This is a genomic window from Enterococcus sp. AZ062 (assembly GCF_051715065.1).
Lineage (GTDB): Bacteria > Bacillota > Bacilli > Lactobacillales > Enterococcaceae > Enterococcus_B > Enterococcus_B mundtii.
Window position 1 is genome coordinate 596,056 of record NZ_JBIOTB010000001.1, and the last position, 24,781, is coordinate 620,836.

Here is a 24,781-nt window from a genome sequence, read left to right on the forward strand (position 1 = left end):
AGCAGTATTTAACTTTTTGTTGCATCTATAGTAGAATAAAGAAAATACGAAAGAGGGTACGTCAATGGAAAAAGCGATTTTTTTGAAAAAAGAACATCAATCCATCTCACAAGAACTATACTTTGATTTTTGCGGTTTTTCTAAAACATTGCCCTTTCATTCATTCGGACCAGCCATTCGTCAAGATTATATTTTGCATATCGTGATGGAAGGAAAAGGGGTCTATCGCGTAAAAAATCAGCAATATCAATTGAAAAAAGGCGATCTTTTTTTGATTAGACCGGGAGATTCTACTTTTTATTTGGCGGATGGTGAAGATCCTTGGGTCTACTGTTGGATTTCCTTCGGTGGGTCAGTAGCCGATAAAATCATTCAACATTCTTTATTTAAAGATGATCAATACACGATGGTTTCTTCAGAAATTGCTAGATATGTGGAGATTATCTTGGCATGTATGAATTACTCGACAAAAAATCTAGTCGATGAGCTGCAATTAAATGCGTTGACGTATCAATTGCTCGCGCTCTTATTAGAAGATGGTGGCTATGTTCATTTAGGAGAACAAAAAAGTTATTCAGCCCTCGCTGTTGATGCGGTACAGTATATCGAAGAACATTACAGCGAGCGTTTGACTGTTGAGGAGATCGCAAAAAAATTATCCGTTAACCGAAGTCATCTCTCTCGTGTGTTCAAAAATCACATGGGGATCAGTATCAAAGAATATATGATCGGTGTTCGCATCAATCGGGCAGCGTTTCTCTTATCTCTGACGGAAGAATCCGTTGAAGCAATCGCTTATCAAGTCGGCTTCAATAGTTTGGTCGTATTTAGCCGCATGTTCAAGAAATTCACTGGTGAGACGGCGACAAACTATCGTAGACGAATGAATAACGAAAAGATCAAAGGAGTTTCCGCAGAACAATTAAAAAAGCAATTAGAAGAACAAGCCATCATTTCTTGGGCAACCTAAGACATAAAGGCATTGTTGACTGGGTTTTTCTTGGGATATGCTAGACTAGAAAACGGGAGGAAAAAGCTATGAAAACATTGATTATTGTCAGCCATCCGACAATTGATACATCGTTGAACCAACAGTTTTTTAAAGAAGCATCCAGCCAGCTATCGACTACTTGGCATCATCTAGAAGCTTGTTATCCAGATGGGAAAATTGATCTTCAAGCAGAACTTGCTTTATTGAAAGAGCATGACCGGATCATCTTCCAATTTCCTTTCTATTGGTATAGCGCGCCAGCCCATTTGAAAATGTGGCAAGACCAAGTGTTAGAAGCGGCAACAGCAGTCTTATCAGGTAAAGAATTAGGGATCGTCTTAACAACCGGCGTGAGTGAAAAAGAATACCAAGCAGGTGGGAAAGAAGAGTATACGATCTCGGAGTATTTGCGTCCGTATCAACGAATTGCCCATAAATTCCAGATGACCTTTTTGCCTCCGTTTGTTTTAGCACAGTTCATGTACTTAACTCAAGAACAACGGTTTGAACGCCTGATCAGTTATCAGCAATATCTCACATTAGTCGAAAAACCTTCACTGATCAATCGGATCGATTGGTTTATCGAACGATTTGCGCAAAATGAACGCATCAAGGAAAAAGCACCGATGAAGCAGCAGATGATCGAAACGATGTTAGAAGAAGCCAAAGAAAACATTGAAGATCTGACATTTATACTACAAGAGATGAAAGGAAGGACCTTATAATGGATCAATGGTTGACAGAACAATTAGCCGAATTGAGTACGCAAGCGGATTATGAGGGCAAAGCCTTACTTTATGAAATGTCACGCTTATTTGTCGAAATCAATGAACGGATCGAGCAGTTGCAAGGAGAAATCGATGGAGAATCTTGGAATCATCAAAAATGGTGATTTTTCTTCAGTAATAACAGAATAAAAAATGTTCATAACGCTTATTATTTGCTACAATGGAACTACAAGAAAGTTGGTAACGCTATTTTTTTTACAGAAATAACAGGTGGTGAATAAAATGAATGAAGAAAATGAACAGCGTGGCAATGTTCGATCAGCTCGAAGACAACAACAGAAACAAGCATCACGCATGCGTATGATGAAAATCGGTGCCGCTGTTGCAGTAGTCTTACTACTGGTTGGTGCAGGTACTGGATTATATCTCCATAGTAGAAACAATGCCAGTGAAAACTCGGTAGCAAAGACGAGTGAAACGACGCAATCGTCCACAGCTTCAACTACTGCTTCATCGGAAACTGAAGCAACACAAGAAAGTAGCGAAGCAACAGAACCTTCAGGAGCTATTTCTGAACAACTACAAGCAGTCGTTGCAGATTATTCGAAAAAAATCGAAGATAAAACCCCAGTGTTGATCGAAGAATACCAGGCAGAGATCCAAAACAATCAAGACGGTGTCAATGGTCTTTCGGTCATTGCCAATCGAAAAGCTAGAGAACTTCAAGCCTTATCGGATGAAGGAATCAGTAAATTAAGAGGGATGTACCAAGATGCTTCCAACAAAGAGGATATCGACCTAGATACCATGATCAATCAGCTATCTGCAAGTTACACGGCACAGGTCGCTCGGATCTCCGATATTTATCTGCGAACAAGTGCGGAACTTCAAGCAGCGACACCTAGTAGCGAATCTTCTTCGGAAGAGACGACACCTTCGGCAGAAGCGACACCAGAAACAACAGAAACGTCGGAGTCACAAGCCAATCAGTACACGGCACAGTCCACAGAAGATACGAGCAATCAAGCAGCTACAACCGTTGTACGTGAAGGCGAAGGTCCAAATCAAATTGCGCAACGGACGGGTGTACCAGTTGAGACGATTTTGTCCTTGAATGGCATGACGATGGATGATTTCTTCTTTAACCCTGGTCAAGAATTACGTTTGAATTAGGATAATCAAGAAGAAAGATTCAACTTCAATTGATTAGATGAAGTCACAAAAATGGTTCTTTTTGCCAATTTTTGTGGCTTTTTTGTTCTAAATACGTTTCGTTCTCCACTGGCTCGTCATGAGTGGGTTGTGATTGGTTGTTTTTTTGTTAAGATAAAGAAGTGAATGTAACCGTAAAGGAGAATATCATGAAAAAACGAGAATTCATTGTCCAAGATTTATTGAGTAAAATCTATCAGGAAGAATTCAAAGATGGAAAATTACCGAATCAACGAAAACTAGCGGAAATCTATCATGTTTCTCGCTTTACGATCCAACAAGCGATCAAAAACCTAGAAGAAATCGGTATTGTCCGTGTCGTTCAAGGATCAGGCATCTTTATCCATGAGAAATGGGTCAAAAATCCCTTGATCTTCAATTCTTTGACACGTACCCCTTATGATCGAATCCATTCAAAAATGATCAGTTTAAACAAAGCACCAGCAACAGCTGATGAGCAAAAAATCTTTCAACTTGATGAAGGCGCCGAAGTTTGGACATTTGAACGTATTCGAATCGTTGATTATAAAATCGAGCAGTTAGAAATGTCAAAAATGCCGGTAGCAATGTTTCCCGACCTGTCCCAAGAAATCATCGAGCATTCCATCCAAAAATATGTGGAACAAAAAGGCTATCGGATTTCTCACTATATCACGAGTTATGACCCAATCACGACTTCCAAAGAACAATCAAAAATATTGCTATGTAAACGCGGTACACCAGCCATGCAAATCACGAACCGAGCTATATTAGAAGATGGACAAGTCTATGAATACAGCAGTATCATTGCCATCGACTACTCAGTGACTTACATCCGCCCCTTTGACCGTGAGATCCATCGGTCGAGGATTGATTGAGGGGTTGAGTAGGATCAAAATAGTTTAATGAAAAAACTTCTGTAAAAATATAGCTTTTTTGAAAGGTAAGGGAGAAAACATTAAAACGAATTAGTTGATAGTAATTGTGAAGAAAGCACTGATGAAACGTAAAACGAAATCATCAGTGCTTTCTTACAAATGCTTGATAAGTGAAGTAAGTTATATCTATTATTTATAATAGAAAATATAAAACACAAAAAAATAACTTACAATAAGTATGAACCAAATAAGTCTTTCAACTATTTGAGCTATTGTTGATTGATTGTATGTAAAGATAATACCAAATTTATAGTTTCTGTTACTACGTATAAAAAAACTCTGTAAACCTAGCGTGAGCATGATAAGTAACTTCATGATCAGATTCGATAGCTGATATGATTGATCGTTAGTTGTTAGGAAAAAAGTATACAAAGTTAAAAGTTGTAACAACCAAATAACTTGAATAAGTTTACTCCCAGCTTGGGTTTTATTCGACATAGATGTTCATTCTCCTTAAAATTATTATTGTGATTTAAGTTGATTATATGCCTTTTTTAAGTCAATATTCAATAAGTGTTTAATGAGAATGTGGCATTAAATAAAAGATTAAGAAGGTCTGAGACACTCTATTGATTTATTTTTGTATTAGTATCTTTTACGTTGTAAAATTTATTTTGTGAGGAGTGATAAATGATGTTTAATGTAAAAGCTCGTAAAGTAGGGAATTCTATCTATATTTCAATTCCTAGACAGTATCAGGTTGAAGCTGGATCAGAATATGTCGTATATAAATCTAAGAATGGAGGATTAATATTCACACCAAAAATAGAAAATCCATTTTTATTGGATGAACCATTTCAAAAGGATGAAGATGAGGTATGGCAAACAATAGCAAAAGAGGAGATTGGGAAAAATGTATGAACCTCAACAAGGTGATTTGATCTGACTTAATTCTACGCCTTCTTTTGGCAGGGAAATAAGAGGGAAGCACCCAGCTTTAGTTGTTTCCTCAAATGCTTACAATAAAAAAACGAACTATATTATTGTCTGTCCGGTAACGACTGGGGGAAACAACTTTTCTGGGTATGTTTCTTTGAATGATTACAAGATACGTGGAAGAGTGAACTCAACACAAATTCATATAAGAGAAGACGATTTTCTTCAAGTCAAACAGATTTTAGATTATTCTTTAGAAATTGATTTTTGAGAATTATGTTTTACATAAAAAGCTACTAAGGTTTACACGTGTATTCATTATTGTAATAATAGGTATACAGCGGAACCAAAAAAAGCTATCCTTACATGTTTTGTGTAAGGATAGCTTTTTTGGGAATTACGGTGTCACGATCGTGCCGTCTGGTGTACGGCTTTGTGTCCATTCGTGTGGTCGATAGACAACTGGAAATTCTGCCGCCTGTTCTTCATTGAATGTGACACCGATCCCACTTTGTTCGATCGGGTAGAAAAAGCCTTTTTTTGGTGTGGGGATATTTCCGAAAAGTTGTTTCGTATTTTCAGGAATATCGATGTTTTCTTGGATCGCCGCATTGTGCAAGTGGATGTTCAAATGCGTATTCACTGCTAAGCCGATTGGTGTGATATCAGATGGCGTATGCCAAGCGATTCGTATCCCCATCGCTTCGCAAAAGTGTGCCAATTTCAAGGCAGGAGTGATCCCGCCGATTTGTGAGACATGGGCACGCATATAGTCGATTTGGCGATTGCGAACTAATTCTTTCCATTCCATTGGATTATTGAACAATTCCCCAGTAGCAATCGGAGTCGTTGATTGACTTCGCAATTGAGCCAACCATTCATTTTGGTTTGGGGGTAGAATATCTTCTAAAAAGAAAAGATTGTACTTTTCTGCTTTTTTTGCAAAACGGATCGCTTGATTAGGATGCAAGCGTTCGTGAACATCATGTAACATTTGGAAACGATCGCCATATTTGTTTTGGATATGTTCAAACATGGATAGCGTAGTAGACATGTATTCTTCTTGATCGAAATAAGAGCCAGCAAGTGGTTGTTCAGGTGTTGCTAAATTCGTTGGATTTCCCCCATAAAAACCTAATTGACAACGAATATAGCGATACCCTTGTGCGAGAAATGTTTCGATTTCACGATCGAGGTCCTCTAGATTATCTGCGACAGCATGCGTATACGCAGGAATTGCTGTTCGAGCTTTTCCGCCGAATAACTGATACAATGGCATATCAGCGATTTTCCCTTTGATATCCCAGAGCGCCATATCGACACCTGAAATGGCGTTATTTGTGATTGGCCCATTCCGCCAGTAAGAATTGACATTCATGACTTGCCAAAGGTCTTCGATTTGATTCGCATCGCGTCCAATCAGTAAAGGTTTTAAGTATTCTTCAACTACGGTCTGGACAGCCAAAGGACGGAATTGGAAAGTGCCGCAACCGAAACCGGTCACGCCTTTATCTGTTTCAACTTTTACGACTAACAAGTTGTGACGATCTGGTTTGATTGCGTAACTTTTTATATTTGTAATGATCGTTGGTGTCATTTTTTTCACTCCAATATACATAAATATGAATCATGTGCATCCTCATTGAAACATGGGGAAGAACATCCTGTCAATTTGGTCTAATAAAAACATCTAAACCAACTAAAAATCAGTCCAATTTTACGTCACTATTTTTTAAAACGTTGATATTAAAGCTTTTTTTATGGTTATTTACTAAAAAGGACTGGTTTTACAAGTGGCGTTCCACATGCTACTATTTGGGTGAAAGCGGAAACAGGAATTATTGTTTGATGAGAATAAGGGGGAGAACAAGTGAAGCATGAAGAAATAGCAAAACAAATCATACAACATGTGGGTGGAGCAAGTAATATCAACAACGCTTGGCATTGTATGACACGATTACGGTTTGATTTAAAAGATGAGAAAAAAGTGGATTATGCTGCGTTGGAAAAAACACCTAAAGTGGTGGGGACAAAATATCAAAGCGAACAACTGCAAGTTGTGATCGGTACAGAAGTCGCTGACTATTTTGCACCAATTGCGAAAGAATTAGGGTTAGATGAAACAAGTGAACGAAGTGAAGGAGAGAAAAAAGGAGTCGTATCCTTATTTATGGATACTGTTTCCGGTGTATTTGGTCCGATCGTACCAGCAATTGCTGGGGCAGGAATGATCAAGGGTTTGATGGCCGGTTTAGTGGCATTGAATGTCATTTCGAATCAGACGGATACGTATTTGATCATTGATATGATTGCGAGTGGCGTATTTACTTTCTTGCCATTTTTCGTTGCTGCTTCTGCCGCTCGGATCTTCAAAACGAATCCATATTTAGCGATTGCGATCGCTGCAACTTTACAATTTCCCACCATGACGACAGCGGTTGCTGAAGGTTCGATCTCTGCTTTCCAACTGTTTGGTATCATTCCAGTTCCTGTCTTTAATTATGCAGGAACAGTTATCCCGATCATTTTTGCGGTATTAGCACTCAGCTACATTTATCGTTGGGTGGATAAGCTGTTGCCACAAGTGTTACGGACGGTGTTCACACCAACCATTTCCCTGTTTGTTGCAGGATTATTGACACTAACAGTGATTGGTCCAATCAGTATTCATTTAGGTAACCTCTTAGCAGCTGGTGTGGCATGGTTATTCTCAATCTCGCCAGTGTTAGCTGGTATCGTGGTCGGTGCGATCCGTCCAATTGCAATCTTTACTGGATTGCATCATGCGATGACCCCAATTGCCTTACAAAATTTTGCGAATCAAGGCTATGACATGTTGATGCCGATGATGTTTATGGCAAACATGGCGATCACTGGGGCGACAGCGGCTATTTACTTGAAAGTGAAATCAAAAGAAGAAAAATCATTGGTTCTATCTTCTGCTGTTTCTGGTCTATTAGGAATCACTGAACCTGCACTTTTCGGGATCTTATCAAAATACAAGAAAGCGTTTATGGCAGCAACGATCGGTAGCTCGATCGCTTCAGCGTTTATCAGTTTCTTCGGTGTTCGGATCTACGGCTATATTTTATCAAGTATTTTTAGCTTACCCGCCTATATTGGTCAGTATTTTGTGTTTGCGGTACTTGGGATAGTGATTGCCTTGGTTTCCTCTTTTGCGATCACTTATTTCTTAGTACCAAATGAACAAGCAGAAGATACTGAGTACACGAACGAAGTGAATCTACACGCTGTGGCTAAAGGGGAATATATTCCTTTAGAAGATGTGCCAGATGAAGTTTTTTCAACGAAAATGATGGGGGATGGTTTTGCAATCGAGTCAATCGATGGCGCCATCTTTGCACCGGTCAGCGGAAAAGTCACTACGATTTTCCCTTCCAAACATGCGTTAGGAATCAAAACAAATAATGGCGTAGAAGTCTTAGTCCATATGGGAATTGATACTGTCAACTTGAATGGGGCAGGATTCGATGTACTTGTAAAGGTCGGTGATCAGGTGACAGTGGACACCAAAATTGCTCAAATGGATTTGCCGTATATCCATAGTCAAGGGAAAAAGAGCATGGTCATCGTTGTGATCACGAACATGGATCGTGTGTCGAAATTTTCAGGTGAACGAAACTTAGAAGGGCAGCACCAAGCTGGAGCGCTCTTGGAACGCGCTTTGTTGAATGGATAAATGAACGAGTAACAAAAAACACACGTAGCCTTTAAAGGTTGCAGTGATCCTCAAAAGTTAGATTTTTTTGGTCTAACTTTTGGGGGTTGCTACACCTTTGAAGGTGGGCGTGTGTTTTTTTGATTTCTAAATGAAATCAAAAGTTGGATGGATGATTTTTATTTGCTTGACAGATGATGAAATGATTTAATCAATAGAGATGAGAGAGTAGCAGAAAATTCCTAGGAGAAAAGAGGAGAACAAATGGAACATAGAATTAAATTGTTCACTAATAATATCCAATTAGAAGAAGTTTCGTACAAAGAAACTGCCAATACTTCTATCCATCTATGTGGTACCTTTCTAATAGATTCAGAAACAGACTGGGTATTTCGTATGGAAGATTATAATCCGACTTATCTGGTACAGGTAATCGATGAGCAACATACTGAAACAAATAGCATACATGTAGAAAATAAAAATAATTTTACTTGTGTATCCTCGAAAAAATTAGTTTTTGATTTTTCAGAAGAATGGGTAGGGACAGTTTTGAAAATAATAAAAGCGAAAAATTTATATTTTTCTGAAACGAAGTTATTTAAAATAACTTTAAATGTTATTGATTTGTTAAAAAAAGAAAAAGTTGAAGTTGGTCATATTTATATAAGTATTTGAATGTAGTCTGTATCATTCGTATATTTGTCCTTTATTTCTTGTCTATTTACGTTTTTTTGCTATTTTTTTATTGGCGGTAAGTGATATTTTAAATGGAGAAAAGTTTGGATATGAGTGGAATGGCTTATTTACGCTTGTTAAACTATCTCAGGTTGTTTTATTTGATGTTTTTTTAAAAATAAATTAATCTTATTTTAAGAAGCGGTAAGCGCTTTTTAAATAATCTTAGGAGGAGATATGTATGACTGGAATTGACGGAGGGATCACTATCCCAGAATCGCCAACAATTACTGATGAACACAAGAAGCTGGTAGAAGAAGCTCGTAAAACGCTAATGGACAGTAGTAAAGCAATACCTTTTGCACTATTAGGCACACAAGTAGTTACTGGGACAAACTATTGGATCTTGTGCAAAGTCAACATGTTAGGCCCAACTCAGAATGAAAAATTAGTGACTTACAAAATCAACAAAAATTTACAAGATGAAGTGACATTTTTGGAAGCGGTGACATTTGAATTTTAAGTAAACGTACTTTCTAAGAAATCCATACTTTCAATGGAAAATTTGAGAATAGGAGCCTATAACAATGGATAAATCGAACGAAATGCTCATGTTGGATATCATGGATGACGGAATATTAGAAAATTTTCAAGTAAAAGACCGATTAGTTAATTCATCGATTCATACGGAAGAGTTAAGAGAAATCCATGTTCAGCGAGGAAAAGGAAAGTTGGTACAGGGTGGTGCACGAATTTCACGTGGTGTAACTGGTAGTCTAACAGTCGATATCAAAGTTCATACGATCAGTCAGGAAAATTTTAAAGAAATTGTTAATCAAGTCACAAGGAACTACAAATCGGAACACCATGAAGAACTAGAACAACATTCAAGGCAAAACACAAGCCGTACTAGTTGGTTGTTAGGCTTGTTTGGGGTAGCTAGTGGAAATAGTTATGATAACTATCAGAATCAAAAATCATTTACTGCTTCTCTCGAAGACACTGTTCTTCGTAATTCAGTCAAAGAGATTTTTAATAAAGCAGAAGAAGAGTGCACGGTCACAGGTTCGTTCACAATGGTTGGTATGGGAACAGAAACAACAGCAACTGTTTTTGCAGAAATCATGGTGATTGAATCTGCAGATAGAAAAGAAAAAATCCAAATCGTGAGTGATCGAGCGACAGTTGGAGATATCAATACAGGGTCAGGAGCAAATGTTCGTTTAGAATCCGATGATCACCTAGATATTGTTTCGTTTATGTAGGTCGGGAAAACACAAACATGTATAAATAACTAGGGATTCATTGTCAATAACTCTGTAAATTTTTTCATGTAGAATAGAGATTTCCTAACTATCTTTTGCTCGTTGGGATAAAACGATAAGTAGGCGCAACACTTTTGATTATTAAGCTTCCCCATAGAGTCGATAAGGAATTTCCCTCGTTCCAAATATCAGCTTTATGGGGAGTTTTGTTTTCAGTGAAAAATTCATCGATTTGATAAAACAATCAATAGTCATTGATGATTTAAATAAGAAAATCAATCTACTGTGTCAGGTGAAAGATCAGCAACGACTTCATAATAATGATCGCCCCAATCGCAGATATGTTGGACGATCGTTGAGAGTTCGCGCCCGATCTCGGTCAATTGATACTCTACTTTTGGCGGGACTACGGGATAGACTTTACGTGTGAGTAAATGATCGCTTTCTAATTCTCTTAATTGGCGAATCAACATGCGTTGGTTGATGTCTGGTAACATTTTCTCAATCTCACTTAATCGTAAAATCGGTTGTTGTAAAAAACACCAAATCAAGACGATCTTGTATTTTCCACTAAGGACGTGCATGGCTAAATCTTTCGTATTGGTAAACTCTTTTTCATGGTATTGATACATAAAGGACCTCACTTTGATTTATTTATTCGACAGCAATAGTTGCTATTATACAAAGCTCACCAATGGAAGTAAAGAAATTGAGGATACTGACAAGTTTGTCAGTTTTGTTTCTCAACACAGCCTATGATACGATGAAGTGGAAAGATTGCGGATTCGCTCAATAACTAAGAACCAGACGAGCGGAATAAGAAAGAAGGAAGAAAAATGAAAAGTAGAGCTGCCGTAGCATTTGAACCAGGAAAACCGTTAGAAATCGTTGAAATCGATGTTGCTGATCCTAAACCGACGGAAGTCATGGTAAAAATTTTGTACACTTCTGTCTGTCATACAGATGCGTTTACCTTATCAGGGGAAGATCCAGAAGGTGTTTTTCCTGCGGTCTTAGGTCATGAAGGCGCCGGGATCGTTGTCAAAGTTGGGGATGATGTGTCTTCTGTTGAAGTGGGGGACCATGTGATTCCATTGTATACACCTGAATGTGGGAAGTGTGAGTTTTGCTTGTCAGGAAAAACCAATCTATGCTCTGCTGTCCGTGAAACGCAAGGAAAAGGTCTAATGCCAGATGGTACGACCCGTTTTTCTTACAAAGGCGAACCGATTTATCACTATATGGGTACGAGTACGTTTAGTGAGTATACTGTCGTCAATGAAATCAATTTGGTGAAAATCACAGAGGATGCTCCTCTAGATACCGTTCCTCTATTAGGCTGTGGTGTAACAACAGGATTAGGCGCCGTGGAAAACACTGCAAAAGTCGAAGAAGGTGCTGTCACAGCTGTCTTTGGACTAGGAGCGATTGGTTTAGCAGTAATCCAAGGCTTGAAAAAAGCCAATGCTAAACGAATCATTGCAATCGATATGAACCCTGAAAAATGGCCGTTAGCTAAAAAAATGGGCGCAACGGACTTTGTTGATCCTAAAACACACGATCGTCCGATCCAAGAAGTCATCGTAGAAATGACCCAAGGTGGCGTAGATTATAGTTTTGAGTGTATTGGCAATGTGGAAGTGATGCGTTCCGCGCTTGAAGCATGTCACAAAGGCTGGGGCGAAAGCATCATTATCGGTGTAGCCGGAGCTGGAAAAGAAATCCACACGCGTCCGTTTCAACTAGTGACTGGTCGTGTCTGGCGTGGTTCTGCCTTTGGCGGTGTCAAAGGGCGAAGCCAATTGCCAGGTATGGTGGAAGATTACTTGAAGGGTGGAATCGATTTAGATTCATTCATCACCCATCGTTTGGATTTTACACAAATCAATGAGTCACTTGAATTATTGCATCGTGGTGAATCGATTCGCACCATGCTTACTTATGGAGGTGACACGGATGGAACTACAGAAAATTGAAACACATCGGTCGTTTGGTGGGCAACAAATCAAATACCGTCACCTGTCAGAAACGCTACATTGTGAGATGACATTCAGCGTGTATTTACCAGAAACGACCGTTGAAAACCAAGAAATCCCACTCATTTGGTGGTTAGCTGGTTTAACAAGTACAGATGATAACTTCAGTATCAAAGGTGGATTCCAACGCTATGCAGCAGAACAGCAAATCGCCTTCGTCATGCCGGACACATCGCCTCGGGGAGATGTTGCTGACAGTGAAGATTGGGATCTCGGTCAAGGGGCTGGTTTTTACTTGAATGCCACACAAGAACCTTGGAAGAAAGACTTCCAAATGTACGACTATCTCACGAAAGAGCTGACTGAAATCATCTACTCCTTGATCCCAAATCTTTCTGGAAAAGAAAGTATCATGGGTCATTCCATGGGTGGGCATGGTTCGTTAGTGATCGGTCTGAAAAATCCAGCACGCTTTGCTTCAATCTCTGCTTTTGCACCGATTTCGAACCCCTCAAACGTACCATGGGGACAAAAAGCATTCACCGCTTATCTAGGTGCTGACCAAGCGACATGGAGTGAATGGGATGCCACTGAGCTGATCAAAAAAGAAACAACCAGTCAACCGCCTATCCTGATCACACAAGGAACGGCTGATCCATTCTATGAAGTCCAGCTCAATGAAGAAGCTTTTTTAACAGCAGCAGAATCAGCGAAACACGAAGTTTTCTACCAAAAAGAAGAAGGCTATGATCATAGCTACTTCACCATTGCTACATTTGTAGAACAACATATTGCTTTTCATGCAACCTATCTGAAACAGTGAAAAAACCATTGTAAGAGATGGAATGTGAGTCAGACAAACGAGCAACTAACTGAAAAATCAGAAGAAGACAGAAAGATGCAACTTTAAGCAATAAGCAGTGAAACCTGAAATTTTTTTTGAGAGATACCTCTTTAGTTTGACTAGATCGTGCACAGAGCCACGAAAGCCAATTAGTGAAAGGAGTTCTGCCGGATACTAGTTTCAACTGTTTATAGCGGTGTAATTTTGTGAGTCAAAATTAAAAAATAAAATTAACAGGTTTACTTTTTAAAATAGATGTGTTAACTTAATTAAAGTTTCGGAGGATCCAAAGGGATTAGATAAGAATATTCTTATCTAATCCCTTTTTGTGTTCTTACATTAAAAAATATTAGGAGGCGCATATGAAAAATCTATTCAAATATTTAATGATTACTTTGGGGCTATTGATACTATCAATTAGTATCAATATGTTTTTTGGCCCACATTATATTGCTGCTGGAGGAACGAGTGGTTTAGGAATATTACTTGAATACCTTGTTCAAGTAGATCGTTCACTCGTCGTGCTTGCATTAAATTCAGTTATGTTGCTATTAGCAATCATTTATTTAGGTAAACAAGTATTTATGAAAGTTTTATATGGTAGTTTAGTTCTACCGTTATTGTTAACCTATGTACCTAAAATAATGTTTACTGAAAATAAAATTTTATCGATCGTTTTGGGGAGTCTAATTTTTTCTGTAGGTATGTCCATTGTTTATTCACAAAATTCTTCTAGTGGAGGAACGTCCATTCCACCGATAATTTTAAAAAAATATTTCAATATAAAACTCTCTACAGGCTTGTTTTTCATAGATGGTATAGTCATACTGCTAAATTGGGGTATTTTTGGGTTTGATCAATTTCTACTTGCATTGGCCTCGAATATTCTAGTTTTTCTAACGATGAACCTATTCTCTAAGATATCCTATAAATCTATTGAGAATAGACAAACTTCTTAGAGGTAGATAGTTTAGTTATTCTTGGAGTTTAGGAGATACTGTAACGCTCTTTGACAATTTCGAGTGGCTCACCAAAGCGTTCAGCGATTTCCGGAAGGCTCAACCCTTGCGCATATAGACGATTGAAGACACCTTGAATGCTTTCTGAAACTTCAACGATATGTTTATCGTAGTCGTAAAAACGAAACACTTTTTGTCCCCAGTTATAGGTCAATGTATCGTGTATCACTTCGATTTCTGAATCAAAAGTAGCTTATGAGAAATGAATATAAAAATCAAAGATATAAATAGAGATGGAGTCCATTTTAACGGCACGAATGAGTGTGTTTTGTAAGAAAAAAAGTATGTATGATTATGACCAAGGAAGACAGTAAAAACCCAGGATAGATACCACAGTGATCTCTGGTTCTTATCCTAGGTTTTTGACTATTTTAACTAGTATCGAGTTTTTTAGTTTTAAGATCGGTTTACGTAAATGGATCGATAATAATTGAATCACGTAGGAGATAATACCTACTTCTTTCTTTACAGTAAGCCAATTTGTAGGGAAAACGATTATTTTTATTTTGTCATCAACACTAGATATTATAGAAGCGAAAAGCTGTAATAAGTATCTATAAGAGCTTGTCACATTTTTTTCTTTTTATCCTATAAACAGTTTTCTAGTTGTGCATTCCTTCATTTCTATTTCAACATTTTCTTCTAAAAACCTCCCATCTATGCCCTTTCCTCTCCACGTGAAAAAAACATGTTGAATAACCGTTGACTCTCCTATTATGGGAGACTGTATACTTATTTTTGTACTATTACACAAGAAGAAAAAAAGGTTTGAAAATGAAAGAAGTAAAGGAGAGATCAACGTGCTAAAACTATTTAAAACGGCACATTTAAGTAAATTGAAGGTAGGTTTATTACTACTTTTCATCACACTACAAATGTTGGGAACATTATATTTACCTACCTTGACGGCTAATATCATCAATGAAGGTGTGGTCATGCAAGATATGGATTATGTCCAAACGACGGGGGTTATTATGTTGGGGGTTGCGATACTGACAGGTATTTTTTCTATTTTAGCCACGTATTACTCAGCTGAGATTGCGACGACTTTTTCTAAAAATATCCGCGATCGTTTGTTCAAGCATACACAACAGTTATCGTATCAAGATTTCAAGCATTTTAGCGGTTCTTCGTTGATCACACGAGCAACTAATGATATCGAGCAGTTGCAGTCGACGATCAGCATGTTTTTTGAAACGATGATTCCTGCGCCTTTTGTAATGATCGTTGGATTGATATTGGCTTACATACGAGATGGTTATATGGCGTTGATCATTTTGATCACAGCTATTCTGTTCACGATTGTCTTCGGCTGGGTCACTTTGAAGATTTTTCCCCTTTTTGAGAAAACACAAGTGGGATTGGATAAAATCAATGGGATCGTCGGACAATATTTGTCAGGTATTCGAGTGGTGAGAGCCTTCAATCGGACAAAACTTGAGAAGGAACGTATGGATGCTTCGTTTGTTGATTTTGCGAATTTAAATATCAAAATCAATCGACTGTTTGCAGTGATGATGCCGATCGTGATGTTGGTCATGTCCCTTTCTACAGTGGCAATCATGTGGTTTGGTGCGATGAGAGTGGATTCAGGAAACATGGCGATCGGTGATATCATGGCGATCATTGAGTATGCAATGAATATCTTGATGTATCTATTGATGGCTGTTTTTTCAGCAATCAATTTGCCAAGAGCAAAAGTATGTGCCAATCGTATTCTTGAAGTTTTAGATTATCGACCTGAAATCACTGACGGTGGGGCGCATTTGAATGGTCATTATGATGTACGCTTAGAATTTAAAAATGTCAGCTTTTCTTATCGTGATGCGGAAAGTCCAGTATTGCAAAATATTGATTTTGTTTGTGAGAAAGGAACGACAACGGCAATCATTGGTGGAACAGGCTCTGGGAAAAGTACGGTGGCGAAATTGATTCCACGGTTGTTAGAAGCTTCGGGTGGCGAAATTATCTTAAATGGTATGGATGTCAAAGACCTATCACAAGAAGAGTTGCGTAGCAAAATTGGGTTTGTCCCACAAAAAGCTTTCTTATTCAGTGGAACGATCGCTGATAATTTAAAGCATGGTCATCCACAAGCTTCATTAAAAGATATGGAACAGGCAGCCACGATTGCTCAAGCAGAAAGTTTTATCAATGAGCTTCCAGAAAAATATGAATCAAACGTTGTGCAAGGTGGGAAAAACTTCTCTGGTGGTCAGCGACAGCGGTTGTCAATTGCACGGATGATCATGAAAAAACCAGCAATCTATGTTTTCGATGATAGTTTTTCTGCATTGGATTATCAAACAGATGCTGCATTGAGACGCTCGTTGAAAGAAGTCACAAAGAAATCGGTGATGGTCGTTATTGCACAACGAATCACTTCAATAAAAGAAGCGGATCAAATCATCGTTTTAGATGAAGGTAAGGTTGTTGGAAAAGGAACACACAGAGAGTTATTAGAAAATTGCAGTGCCTATTTTGAGATCGCAAAATCTCAACTGAGTGAGGAGGAGCTGGAAAATGAGCTCAGAGAACAATAATACGTATGACGTGATGGATAGCGGAGGAGGAATCTCGGTCGATCATGCGAAAAATAGTAAAAAAACGTTATGGCGCATGATCAAAGCATTGGCACCACAAAAATGGCTAATGCTGATTGCTTTTCTGTTTGCTACTTTAGGTGTGCTGCTGAATCTATGGGCACCCAATATATTTGCTGATGCGATCAATATCATCTTTGAAGGTGTGGCGTTGTCATTTAGCGAGGGTACAGCGATTTCGATCGATTTTGGACGGTTATCTGAAGTTATTTTACTGTTGATAGGGGTTTATCTTTTCAGTTCGATCTTCTCCTATTTTCAAGAGTATGCGATGGCTTCAGTATCTCAAAAATTAGTGTTGTCTTTGAGGGAACAGGTCAGTGAAAAGTTAACAAAGGTTCCTTTGAACTTCTATGATACCAATCAAAAAGGACAGATTTTAAGTCGTGTCACCAATGATTTAGAGCGTGTGAATGAAATTTTAAGGGATGCGATCATGCGCTTATTCACCTCAGCAATCACCATTGTTGGAGCGGTCATTTTGATGCTTCGCATTGATCGAACGTTGACGTTGATTGGCGTTGGAGCAATAGTGATCGGGTTAGTCATCACCATGCTTGTGGGGATAAAAAGTAATAAGATTTTTACAGATCGTCAACGTTCTGTTGGGATTTTTAATACCAAGATTGAAGAATATTTTTCAGGACAGGTAGAAATCAAGGCATTTAATTTAGAGCATGAAGTCATCGGACAAACAAAAAATTCGATTGATCAGTTGTATCGAGATGATAAGAAAGCACAATTCATCATGTTTGCAATCATGCCGATCATCCGATTATTCAACCAAATCGGTTATGTCATGATTGCTGGATTAGGAGCTATCTTTGTTATCCGTGGTCGCATCTCTATTGGTCAAATTTTATCTTTTTTCCAGTATATCCAGATGTCCCAAGAGCCTTTGACTGAAGCTTCATTTTTATTCAACTCCCTACAATCTGCTATTGCTTCCGCGGAACGAGTGTTTGAGACCATCGATGAAGAGGAAATGGAAGAAGATAGTCAAGTAAACAGTAGGATCAAAGCACCAAAAGGGAATATCTCTTTTGAGAATGTTCAATTTGGCTATGGGAAAGAACTATTGATGGATGGAGTGGATTTTGAAGTAAAAGCTGGGCAAAAGGTGGCGATTGTTGGCCCAACTGGTGCTGGGAAAACAACGTTGATCAATTTGTTGATGCGGTTTTATGAGACAACTTCCGGATCGATCAAAGTGGATGGCGTGGACACAAAAAAAATGAGTCGCCATTATCTACGTTCGTTGTTTGGAATGGTTCTTCAAGATTCATGGATGTTTGAAGGAACAGTCAGTGAGAATATTGCTTATGGGCGTCATCGTGCCTCGAAATCTGAGATCGTAGATGCCGCAAGAATGGCACGAGCGGATCATTTTATTCGAACGTTACCTAATGGCTACGATACAGTCATGAATGATGAGAATGCCTCTTTATCTCAAGGGGAAAAACAGCTGCTGTGTATTGCACGAGCAATATTGACCAATCCGCCAATCCTGTTATTGGATGAAGCGACATCGAGTATTGATACGAGAACAGAATTAGAGATCCAAAAAGCGATGGATCATCTGATGAAAGGGAAGACTAGTTTCGTTATTGCTCATCGTCTTTCGACAATTAAAAATGCCGATGTGATTTTAGTCATGAAAGAAGGAAATGTTGTTGAGGTTGGTAATCATGAAACGTTATTACAAAAAGACGGTATGTATAGTGAACTATACAATAGCCAGTTTGCCTCGTAGAAATGAAAATGAAGCTGTCATTTACAAAAATTGAATTTTGTAGATGATAGCTTTTTATTGTCTAGTCATTGCTTTAGAACATATATATTTGTGTTTTTTAGCTAAATTAACTGTATCTTACTATTAACTTTATAATATAATGGGATGAGATTATGGTGAGTTTTGAATTAAAATATTTTAAGAGGTGTGTAGATGAAAAATTATGGAGAGACCGTTAAAACGATACGCAAAGCGAAAGGAATGCTACTAAAAGAATTAGTGGATGAACAACTATCTATTTCTTTGCTATCTCAATTTGAAAATGGTCGGCTATCTATTTCTTGTGAAAGGTTCCATCTTATATTATCAAAGTTAGAAGTGAAATTTGAAGAATTTATTGTGTTACATTCTGAAAGTCCACATTCACCATTGCACGTGGAAATTAGTAAGTATATGCGCGCAGCAAATGTGACTTCATTAAAGGAATTAGAAAAACTACAAACGAACTACCAAGAATTACTAACCTACTATCATCATAATTATTCATTGGAGCTGGATCATTTTTTACAATTGATCCGTTTCAATTATGAGACAAAAAAATCTTTTTTCAATGGCGTTTCGATGCTTGATGCCAGTTCGACACACAGTCATCTTCTTGATTCAGCAAAACAATATTTAGCTGATACTACTACATGGGGAGTGTATGAATTAAAATTATTTTCTCGCATCGCCGTTTCGATGGAACCTGAACTTTTATGGCAGTATGTAAAAATGGCAAATGATAAAAGTGAACGATTTGAAAAAGTACCAGGCAACAAAGATATTTTGTACCAAACGTTTATCACCATTTTTTCCGTTTTTTGTTTATTCGGTGAAGCGGACTATGCAACGAAACTTTTTGATCTTTGGAAAAGCCGTGTCATTAGAGAGGAACATATTGAACAGGCTGTTCTTTTACCATTTTATGAGGGGTGCTTAGCACAGTTGAAACACGACAAGGAGCAAGCAATTGAACTGATGGATCGCACCTTAACGACATTAGAGAATCTAGGTTTATCAAAGATCGCACATGATTATGCAGAAGTGAACTACTCACCACTTAGCTAAACCTACCGGTTTTTAACGCTTGAAGTGGGAGCTTCTTGGGAATAGAGCATACTTGCAAGCGTATTTCTTTACTCACAGCGGTTTCTCTTATTTACCAAGCTATCCCCGTAGTTCCTACGGTTTTTGATGATTGGATCTAAGCTAATCCCATAGAATGTAGTCTTAGACCTTCGGTCAGAATATTGATACTAGCATTGATATCTCGGTCATGATGAACATGACAAACAGGACAAGTCCATTCTCGAATTTCTAGAGATTTCTTGCCGTCTTTGTGTCCACAATTCGAACAGATTTGACTAGATGGGAACCACTTATCCACTTCGATAATTTTTCGACCGTACCAGTCAGCTTTGTATTGTAACCTAGTCACAAAACTAGACCATGAAACATCCGAAATACTTTTTGCTAGTTTATGATTACGCAACATACCTTTTGTATTTAAGTCTTCTATACAGATCATATCGTGATTTTTGATAATCTCTGTGCTCAACTTGTTTAGAAAGTCATTGCGTTGATTCATTACTTTTTCATGTAGTCGTGCTATTTTACGTTTTTGTTTTTGATAATTTCTAGCTTCAAACAGATTGATACCTTTTTGTTTAGCTAATAATGCACGTCTTGACAACTTACGTTGTTCACGTTTTAGTTTTTTTGACATTTTTGACGTGAATTTATTGTTATCAATCTTTTGACCATTAGAAAGGATTGCAAAATCAGTTATACCAAGGTCAATTCCAATAGCGGAATTAGTTTTAGGAAGCTCAGCTATTTCTTCTTTACACAATAAAGAAATATAATATTTACCGCTAGAATGACGTGATATTGTAGCGGATTTGATCAGACCTTTAGGTTGTCTATGGAGCGTAATTTTAACTAACGACTTCAACTTAGGAAGTTTGACAAATTGATTATCAATCAAAGCGATTGTTCCATTTTGATTGTTAGTCGTATAGCTTTGAACTGGATTTTTCTTGCTTTTGAAACGAGGAAATCCGGCGGACTTATCGCGAAAGAAGTTCTTATACGCCTTATCTAGGTTGAGTTGTGCATTTGCTAAAGCAAGACTATCCACTTCTTTCAAGAACGGAAAATCTTGCTTATATTTTGCAGGCGTTGGAAAACTCATTTTTTTAGAGGAATTTTTCCTAGTTTCTTTATAAGCTTTCATTCGGTCATCAAGCATTAGATTGTAGACCTTACGGACACAGCCAAAAGACTTAGCAAAGAAGGTTTCTTGTTCTTCTGTTGGATAGATTCTAAATTTATATGCTTTTAGTCGCTCCATAAAGCTCGCCTGCTTTCTATTTATGATTGTTTCCTTGATTTTGAATATATTTCTTAATCACATCAATTGGTGCTCCACCAGTTGTCAAAAGACAAAAACTTTTTGACCAGAACATTTCTTTCCAAAGAAATTGTTTGATTCTTGGATAATTGCGCTTTATCAAACGTGAACTAGCACTTTTATAGGCATTGATAAATTTTGTCAATTCTGTTTTTGGTTGAGCTTTGAACATAATATGAACGTGGTCTTTATCATGATTCCACTCAACTAAAGTGATGTGATACGATTCTGAGATTCTTTCAAAAGTCGCTTTAGCGTAGTTAGATATTTCATTATCAATTACTTGTCTACGATATTTCGTTACTAAAACAAGGTGATAATAAAGAAGAAATACTGAATGGTTATTTGTGTCTAATTCCATGTTATATCAACTCATTTCTTGTATAGACTGATTTTAACATGAGACAAAATAAAAAAGCAATACGCCTTAGTTGTCGGTCTTCGAGTTACCAACGGTAACCCTCATACCGAACGGCATTCATCACCCACCTATAGAGGATGGGCGACTTCTGCCTAATTCTGTTAAAATCTTATATACTCGAACGTTTTTATTTGGAAATTATTCATTCGATTAAATTAGAAGATAGCTGATATTACGATAGAAAAAGCCTTCAGATCATTCATTGGTCGGAAGGTTTTTTTGATTCAATCCTCGGATAAATGATAAAAAATCAAAAAAAAAATAAATAAAAAAACGAACATCATTTTATGTTGTTTGTAATGATTCTAAAGATAAAACAACCATCAAAAAATTCTATGGTTGTTGTGATGGATTTCCACGTTCTATTCTTAATCATTTATCCTTGCTAAAATAATATTCGAAAACTTCTTTTTCAGTATTCTAAAAAAAAATCAGGTTAAAAATTAAGCAACTGAAATTAAATAACATTTAATCGGTAAAACAAAGTATAAAGGTGATAATTTTAACATGATTAGTACAGATTTTTTTCTGGATCGAGTTAAAATTATAAATAGATTAAAATATAATGTGATGCTACACTTTGTGTATCAACAAAGCGCTTTGTTGTGGTTTTTGTTATTGGTAAATATACCAAACATATTTCTACAGAAAAATAAATCATCTTAATCAATCATCAAATACTATTGGGGTAACAGTTGGAGGAGGGTAAAAATCGTGACGAATAAGTCTATTTAAAAAAAACGTTCATTGATTACATTGACAACGAGTATGATGCTATTTTTACCAGTTGGACAAGTACTAGCAATCGATACTCACACGCCAGATGTTCAATCAGATGGATTAGTGAATGATCAGTTAGTGACTACTAATGAATCAATTGATATAGAAGAATCAACAGTAGCATCCGAGAGTCATCAGGAAACAACTTTGGAAGCAAATCAGGAGGAGGACGAAGGGAATCAAGCAGATGTCTTACCAGTTCAAGAAGCAAGACCAGTAGTGGATCAGCCAGAAATGGAAGAAGAGGGGGCTGATGCACCTAGCGAAATGGGAAAAATCGCACTCCCGCCTGGGATCAATGCGGTATATACAGGTCAAGTTGGTACGATTCCTTGGGTAATCGATAATACGGGGACACTGACATTAGGATCTGGTATTTTTGATGAAGTGAACGATCCCGTAGGAAATTATGAGCAAGATGCTTACTTTAATGCACCCCATTTAGCTGCGTTTATTAATCGCATCGTTTTAACAGGAGACATTCAACTAGTTGGCTCTCAACGTGGAACGAATAATTATAGTGATCAAGGTGGTTGGGGAGAACTCGGAGGACGTGGTCGTACGCGAGGTTTTTTTGAAGGGATGCAACAAGTTCAACGTGTTGAGGGGATGCATCATCTTGATACAAGTAATCTGACAGACATGAGTTACATGTTTCATTATTTATCATTAGTTACTGAACTAGACATCACCTCTCTTGATACAAGTAATGTTACATCAATGATGAGCACATTTTCTGGAATGAGAAGGGTCAATCAACTGGATTTTTCTAACTTTGATACGAGTAACGTAGTAAACATGGCGGGTATGTTTCAGTATACAGACACACTTACCGAACTAGATCTATCCAGTTTTAATACAAGTAATGTCACAGATATGAGCTATATGTTTATTTTCATGTTGTCCCTGAAGAACTTGAATATTTCTAGTTTTGATACGAGTAATGTGGCAAGTATGACGCAAATGTTTAGTGAGTTAGATAATCTATCGATACTAGATCTTAGTCATTTTGATACGAGTAATGTAACCGATATGATGGGGATGTTCATGAATGCTTCGGCACTAACAGAACTCGATTTATCCAATTTTGATACGAGTAAGGTAACGCATATGCAATTGATGTTTTCAGGTTGTGCCAATTTAAGAGAACTTGATCTAGCAAATTTTGATTCGAGAAGCACAGCAGTGTCTACCTTGATGTTTCGCGATGCACCTTTACAAAAATTGACGTTAGGAACGGGTTTCCAATTTCCTGCCAATCATGGGCTGGCTGAACTTGGAGAGACAGATACACATTTTCCTTTCTGGCGAAATGTTGGTGCAGGAACATCTGAACGCCCGCGTGGCACGCATGTGTTATCGAGTGCAGATTTAGCAACAACGTATGATGGAGCGACTATGGCTGATACATGGGTATGGCAACCGCGGATCTTCTCAAGCCTTACTATTGGAATGGAAGGTCAAGGAACTGTTTCCCAAGATGTCGCAAGTGTTGAGAGTGGTCAAATAATCGATATCAACGCAACAGCTGATGCTGGCTGGCGATTTTCTCATTGGCGTATCGAAAGCGGCGAAGGGACGATTGCAGATGAGAAAGAATCCACGACTACTTTTATGATGGGAGAAGAGCACACTAAATTGGTAGCAGTTTTTGAAGACTTGGGGGAGTTACTATCTGTAAGAATCCCAATATCTGCCGTTTTCAACACTACTTCTTCATCAAACCATCGACAAATCATTTCACCGGACTATGAGATCGGGAATGAATCTCCGTTTGCTATTTCAGTTGATGTAGTCGCACCCACAGAGCTTGAGAACATGGACATCGTTGAAGCATTGAATATAGTGGGGGACGGGAAAGAAAATTTACTGATCCATCATGGTAGTAGCTATCAAACGGAGGCATTTCGATTATTCGATTTAGCGATTGAAGAAGCTAATACTTTCACATTTACAGGTGCAGCTGAAAAATTACCTGAAGGGAGCAGCCATGCAACACCAACTTTCAACCTAGTTCTACGATTCGGGCCAAATCTGTCACATTAGTTCATATTAAGCGAATGGAGCAATAATCTTATCAGAGAAATGGAGAAAGATGAATAGCAAAGAAAAATCAAAAGAAATGGATCGCTTTGGGGTTGCTTCTCTTGGTCATTGGGGGTGTCTTTTTATATTTCAATAATCAAGAAAACGAGCCTGTACCAACCGTCAGTGCAGAGTTGTTACCAGGTTTGAGAGATGCAAGCGACATTGAAATGGCGGAACGAGCGCAAGAGATTGCAGATGCCAATTATTTCACTTTGCAAATTGCCCCTTTTGCTGTGTTTGAGAATGGGGAATCAGAAGGGACGATCGAGATCGTCAATCCGGGGACCAATGTGTATCCGATCGCGGTCGATCTCTTTTTAGCGGAGACAGAAGAAGTGATTTATTCTTCTGGATCGATTCATCCGAATCAACAAATTGTTGGTGCAAAACTAGAGAAACCACTTGAAAAAGGGGAATATCAAGCCATTGCCCGCATCAATATCTATGATCCAGAAACGAATGAACGACAAGGAGTGACAGAAGCAGAGATTGTCATCACGATCAACAATTAAAAACGTTAAAT

23 protein-coding genes and 1 pseudogene are annotated in these 24,781 nt (G+C 37.9%); 19 read left to right on the top strand and 5 right to left on the bottom strand.

Features of this window, described 5'->3' with window-relative positions; all coding sequences use genetic code 11:
• Positions 1-64: 64 nt before the first annotated feature.
• From IGJ00_RS02790 to IGJ00_RS02820, 7 genes and pseudogenes are all read left to right on the top strand, one after another.
• A complete protein-coding gene (locus IGJ00_RS02790) occupies positions 65-970 on the top strand; it encodes an AraC family ligand binding domain-containing protein (protein ID WP_438844089.1) in 906 nt (301 codons plus the stop codon).
• 68 nt (positions 971-1,038) lie between these two features.
• On the top strand, positions 1,039-1,716 hold the full coding sequence (locus IGJ00_RS02795; RefSeq protein ID WP_195514025.1) for an NAD(P)H-dependent oxidoreductase: 678 nt from the start codon (positions 1,039-1,041) through the stop codon (positions 1,714-1,716).
• Positions 1,716-1,883, top strand: coding sequence for a hypothetical protein (locus tag IGJ00_RS02800; protein WP_176285257.1), 168 nt, complete (start codon positions 1,716-1,718; stop codon positions 1,881-1,883). Before IGJ00_RS02795 ends, IGJ00_RS02800 begins: the two co-directional genes overlap by 1 nt.
• Before the next feature lie 118 nt (positions 1,884-2,001).
• Positions 2,002-2,892: a LysM peptidoglycan-binding domain-containing protein gene (locus IGJ00_RS02805; protein WP_438844090.1), complete on the top strand. Its 891-nt coding sequence runs from the start codon at positions 2,002-2,004 to the stop codon at positions 2,890-2,892.
• 188 nt (positions 2,893-3,080) lie between these two features.
• On the top strand, positions 3,081-3,788 hold the full coding sequence (locus tag IGJ00_RS02810; protein ID WP_115357299.1) for a GntR family transcriptional regulator: 708 nt from the start codon (positions 3,081-3,083) through the stop codon (positions 3,786-3,788).
• 693 nt (positions 3,789-4,481) lie between these two features.
• Complete coding sequence (gene mazE / locus IGJ00_RS02815; protein ID WP_229078064.1) at positions 4,482-4,709, top strand: type II toxin-antitoxin system PemI/MazE family antitoxin; 228 nt, start codon at positions 4,482-4,484, stop codon at positions 4,707-4,709.
• A gap of 46 nt (positions 4,710-4,755) precedes the next feature.
• Positions 4,756-4,995: pseudogene (locus IGJ00_RS02820) on the top strand (type II toxin-antitoxin system PemK/MazF family toxin); the annotation flags it as partial.
• A gap of 126 nt (positions 4,996-5,121) precedes the next feature.
• Here the strand turns inward: IGJ00_RS02820 and IGJ00_RS02825 are convergent.
• On the bottom strand, positions 5,122-6,321 hold the full coding sequence (locus IGJ00_RS02825) for an enolase C-terminal domain-like protein (RefSeq protein WP_074801564.1): 1,200 nt from the start codon (positions 6,319-6,321) through the stop codon (positions 5,122-5,124).
• Positions 6,322-6,594: 273 nt separating this feature from the next.
• Here IGJ00_RS02825 and IGJ00_RS02830 point away from each other — a divergent pair, with 273 nt between their 5' ends.
• The 4 genes from IGJ00_RS02830 to IGJ00_RS02845 all read left to right on the top strand — a co-directional run bounded on the left by IGJ00_RS02830 (position 6,595) and on the right by IGJ00_RS02845 (position 10,343).
• Complete coding sequence (locus IGJ00_RS02830) at positions 6,595-8,424, top strand: glucose PTS transporter subunit IIA (protein WP_074801562.1); 1,830 nt, start codon at positions 6,595-6,597, stop codon at positions 8,422-8,424.
• A gap of 243 nt (positions 8,425-8,667) precedes the next feature.
• Positions 8,668-9,078: a hypothetical protein gene (locus IGJ00_RS02835; protein WP_161642541.1), complete on the top strand. Its 411-nt coding sequence runs from the start codon at positions 8,668-8,670 to the stop codon at positions 9,076-9,078.
• Positions 9,079-9,319: 241 nt separating this feature from the next.
• Positions 9,320-9,601: a hypothetical protein gene (locus IGJ00_RS02840; protein ID WP_438844091.1), complete on the top strand. Its 282-nt coding sequence runs from the start codon at positions 9,320-9,322 to the stop codon at positions 9,599-9,601.
• 64 nt (positions 9,602-9,665) lie between these two features.
• Positions 9,666-10,343 (top strand): hypothetical protein, encoded by a 678-nt coding sequence (locus IGJ00_RS02845; RefSeq protein ID WP_074801555.1) that lies wholly within the window; start codon positions 9,666-9,668, stop codon positions 10,341-10,343.
• A gap of 275 nt (positions 10,344-10,618) precedes the next feature.
• Here the strand turns inward: IGJ00_RS02845 and IGJ00_RS02850 are convergent, their stop codons facing one another.
• The gene (locus IGJ00_RS02850) at positions 10,619-10,975 is read right to left on the bottom strand and encodes a winged helix-turn-helix transcriptional regulator (RefSeq protein ID WP_074801552.1); all 357 of its coding nucleotides are present in this window, start codon (positions 10,973-10,975) and stop codon (positions 10,619-10,621) included.
• Positions 10,976-11,179: 204 nt separating this feature from the next.
• Between IGJ00_RS02850 and IGJ00_RS02855 the strand changes: the two genes are divergently transcribed.
• The 3 genes from IGJ00_RS02855 to IGJ00_RS02865 all read left to right on the top strand — a co-directional run bounded on the left by IGJ00_RS02855 (position 11,180) and on the right by IGJ00_RS02865 (position 14,122).
• On the top strand, positions 11,180-12,319 hold the full coding sequence (locus IGJ00_RS02855; RefSeq protein WP_115357305.1) for an S-(hydroxymethyl)glutathione dehydrogenase/class III alcohol dehydrogenase: 1,140 nt from the start codon (positions 11,180-11,182) through the stop codon (positions 12,317-12,319).
• Positions 12,300-13,142, top strand: a complete 843-nt coding sequence (gene fghA, locus IGJ00_RS02860) for an S-formylglutathione hydrolase (RefSeq protein ID WP_115357306.1) — start codon at positions 12,300-12,302, stop codon at positions 13,140-13,142. Before IGJ00_RS02855 ends, fghA begins: the two co-directional genes overlap by 20 nt.
• A gap of 383 nt (positions 13,143-13,525) precedes the next feature.
• A complete protein-coding gene (locus tag IGJ00_RS02865) occupies positions 13,526-14,122 on the top strand; it encodes a YitT family protein (protein WP_438844092.1) in 597 nt (198 codons plus the stop codon).
• A 28-nt stretch (positions 14,123-14,150) separates the two neighbouring features.
• Here IGJ00_RS02865 and IGJ00_RS02870 read toward each other — a convergent pair whose 3' ends face one another.
• Positions 14,151-14,351, bottom strand: coding sequence for a hypothetical protein (locus tag IGJ00_RS02870; RefSeq protein ID WP_074801543.1), 201 nt, complete (start codon positions 14,349-14,351; stop codon positions 14,151-14,153).
• Positions 14,352-14,982: 631 nt separating this feature from the next.
• On the opposite strand from IGJ00_RS02870, the gene IGJ00_RS02875 reads away from it, so the two are divergent.
• The 3 genes from IGJ00_RS02875 to IGJ00_RS02885 all read left to right on the top strand — a co-directional run bounded on the left by IGJ00_RS02875 (position 14,983) and on the right by IGJ00_RS02885 (position 19,624).
• Entirely contained in the window at positions 14,983-16,725 is a 1,743-nt protein-coding gene (locus IGJ00_RS02875) for an ABC transporter ATP-binding protein (RefSeq protein WP_074801540.1), read from the top strand.
• On the top strand, positions 16,706-18,538 hold the full coding sequence (locus IGJ00_RS02880) for an ABC transporter ATP-binding protein (RefSeq protein WP_438844093.1): 1,833 nt from the start codon (positions 16,706-16,708) through the stop codon (positions 18,536-18,538). The genes IGJ00_RS02875 and IGJ00_RS02880 overlap by 20 nt, the downstream gene beginning before the upstream one ends.
• Positions 18,539-18,730: 192 nt before the next feature.
• Positions 18,731-19,624, top strand: a complete 894-nt coding sequence (locus IGJ00_RS02885; RefSeq protein WP_438844094.1) for a transcriptional activator, Rgg/GadR/MutR family domain protein — start codon at positions 18,731-18,733, stop codon at positions 19,622-19,624.
• A 136-nt stretch (positions 19,625-19,760) separates the two neighbouring features.
• Here the strand turns inward: IGJ00_RS02885 and tnpB are convergent, their stop codons facing one another.
• Positions 19,761-20,909 (bottom strand): IS200/IS605 family element RNA-guided endonuclease TnpB, encoded by a 1,149-nt coding sequence (gene tnpB / locus IGJ00_RS02890; RefSeq protein ID WP_077152109.1) that lies wholly within the window; start codon positions 20,907-20,909, stop codon positions 19,761-19,763.
• Between the two features lie 16 nt (positions 20,910-20,925).
• The gene (tnpA, locus tag IGJ00_RS02895) at positions 20,926-21,330 is read right to left on the bottom strand and encodes an IS200/IS605 family transposase (RefSeq protein ID WP_019724606.1); all 405 of its coding nucleotides are present in this window, start codon (positions 21,328-21,330) and stop codon (positions 20,926-20,928) included.
• An 807-nt stretch (positions 21,331-22,137) separates the two neighbouring features.
• Between tnpA and IGJ00_RS02900 the strand changes: the two genes are divergently transcribed.
• Both IGJ00_RS02900 and IGJ00_RS02905 read left to right on the top strand, forming a co-directional pair.
• Positions 22,138-24,216 carry a BspA family leucine-rich repeat surface protein gene (locus IGJ00_RS02900; protein WP_438844095.1) on the top strand — a complete coding sequence of 693 codons (2,079 nt, stop codon included), beginning with the start codon at positions 22,138-22,140 and terminating at the stop codon, positions 24,214-24,216.
• 101 nt (positions 24,217-24,317) lie between these two features.
• On the top strand, positions 24,318-24,770 hold the full coding sequence (locus IGJ00_RS02905; RefSeq protein WP_438844096.1) for a hypothetical protein: 453 nt from the start codon (positions 24,318-24,320) through the stop codon (positions 24,768-24,770).
• The last annotated feature ends 11 nt before the right edge of the window (positions 24,771-24,781 follow it).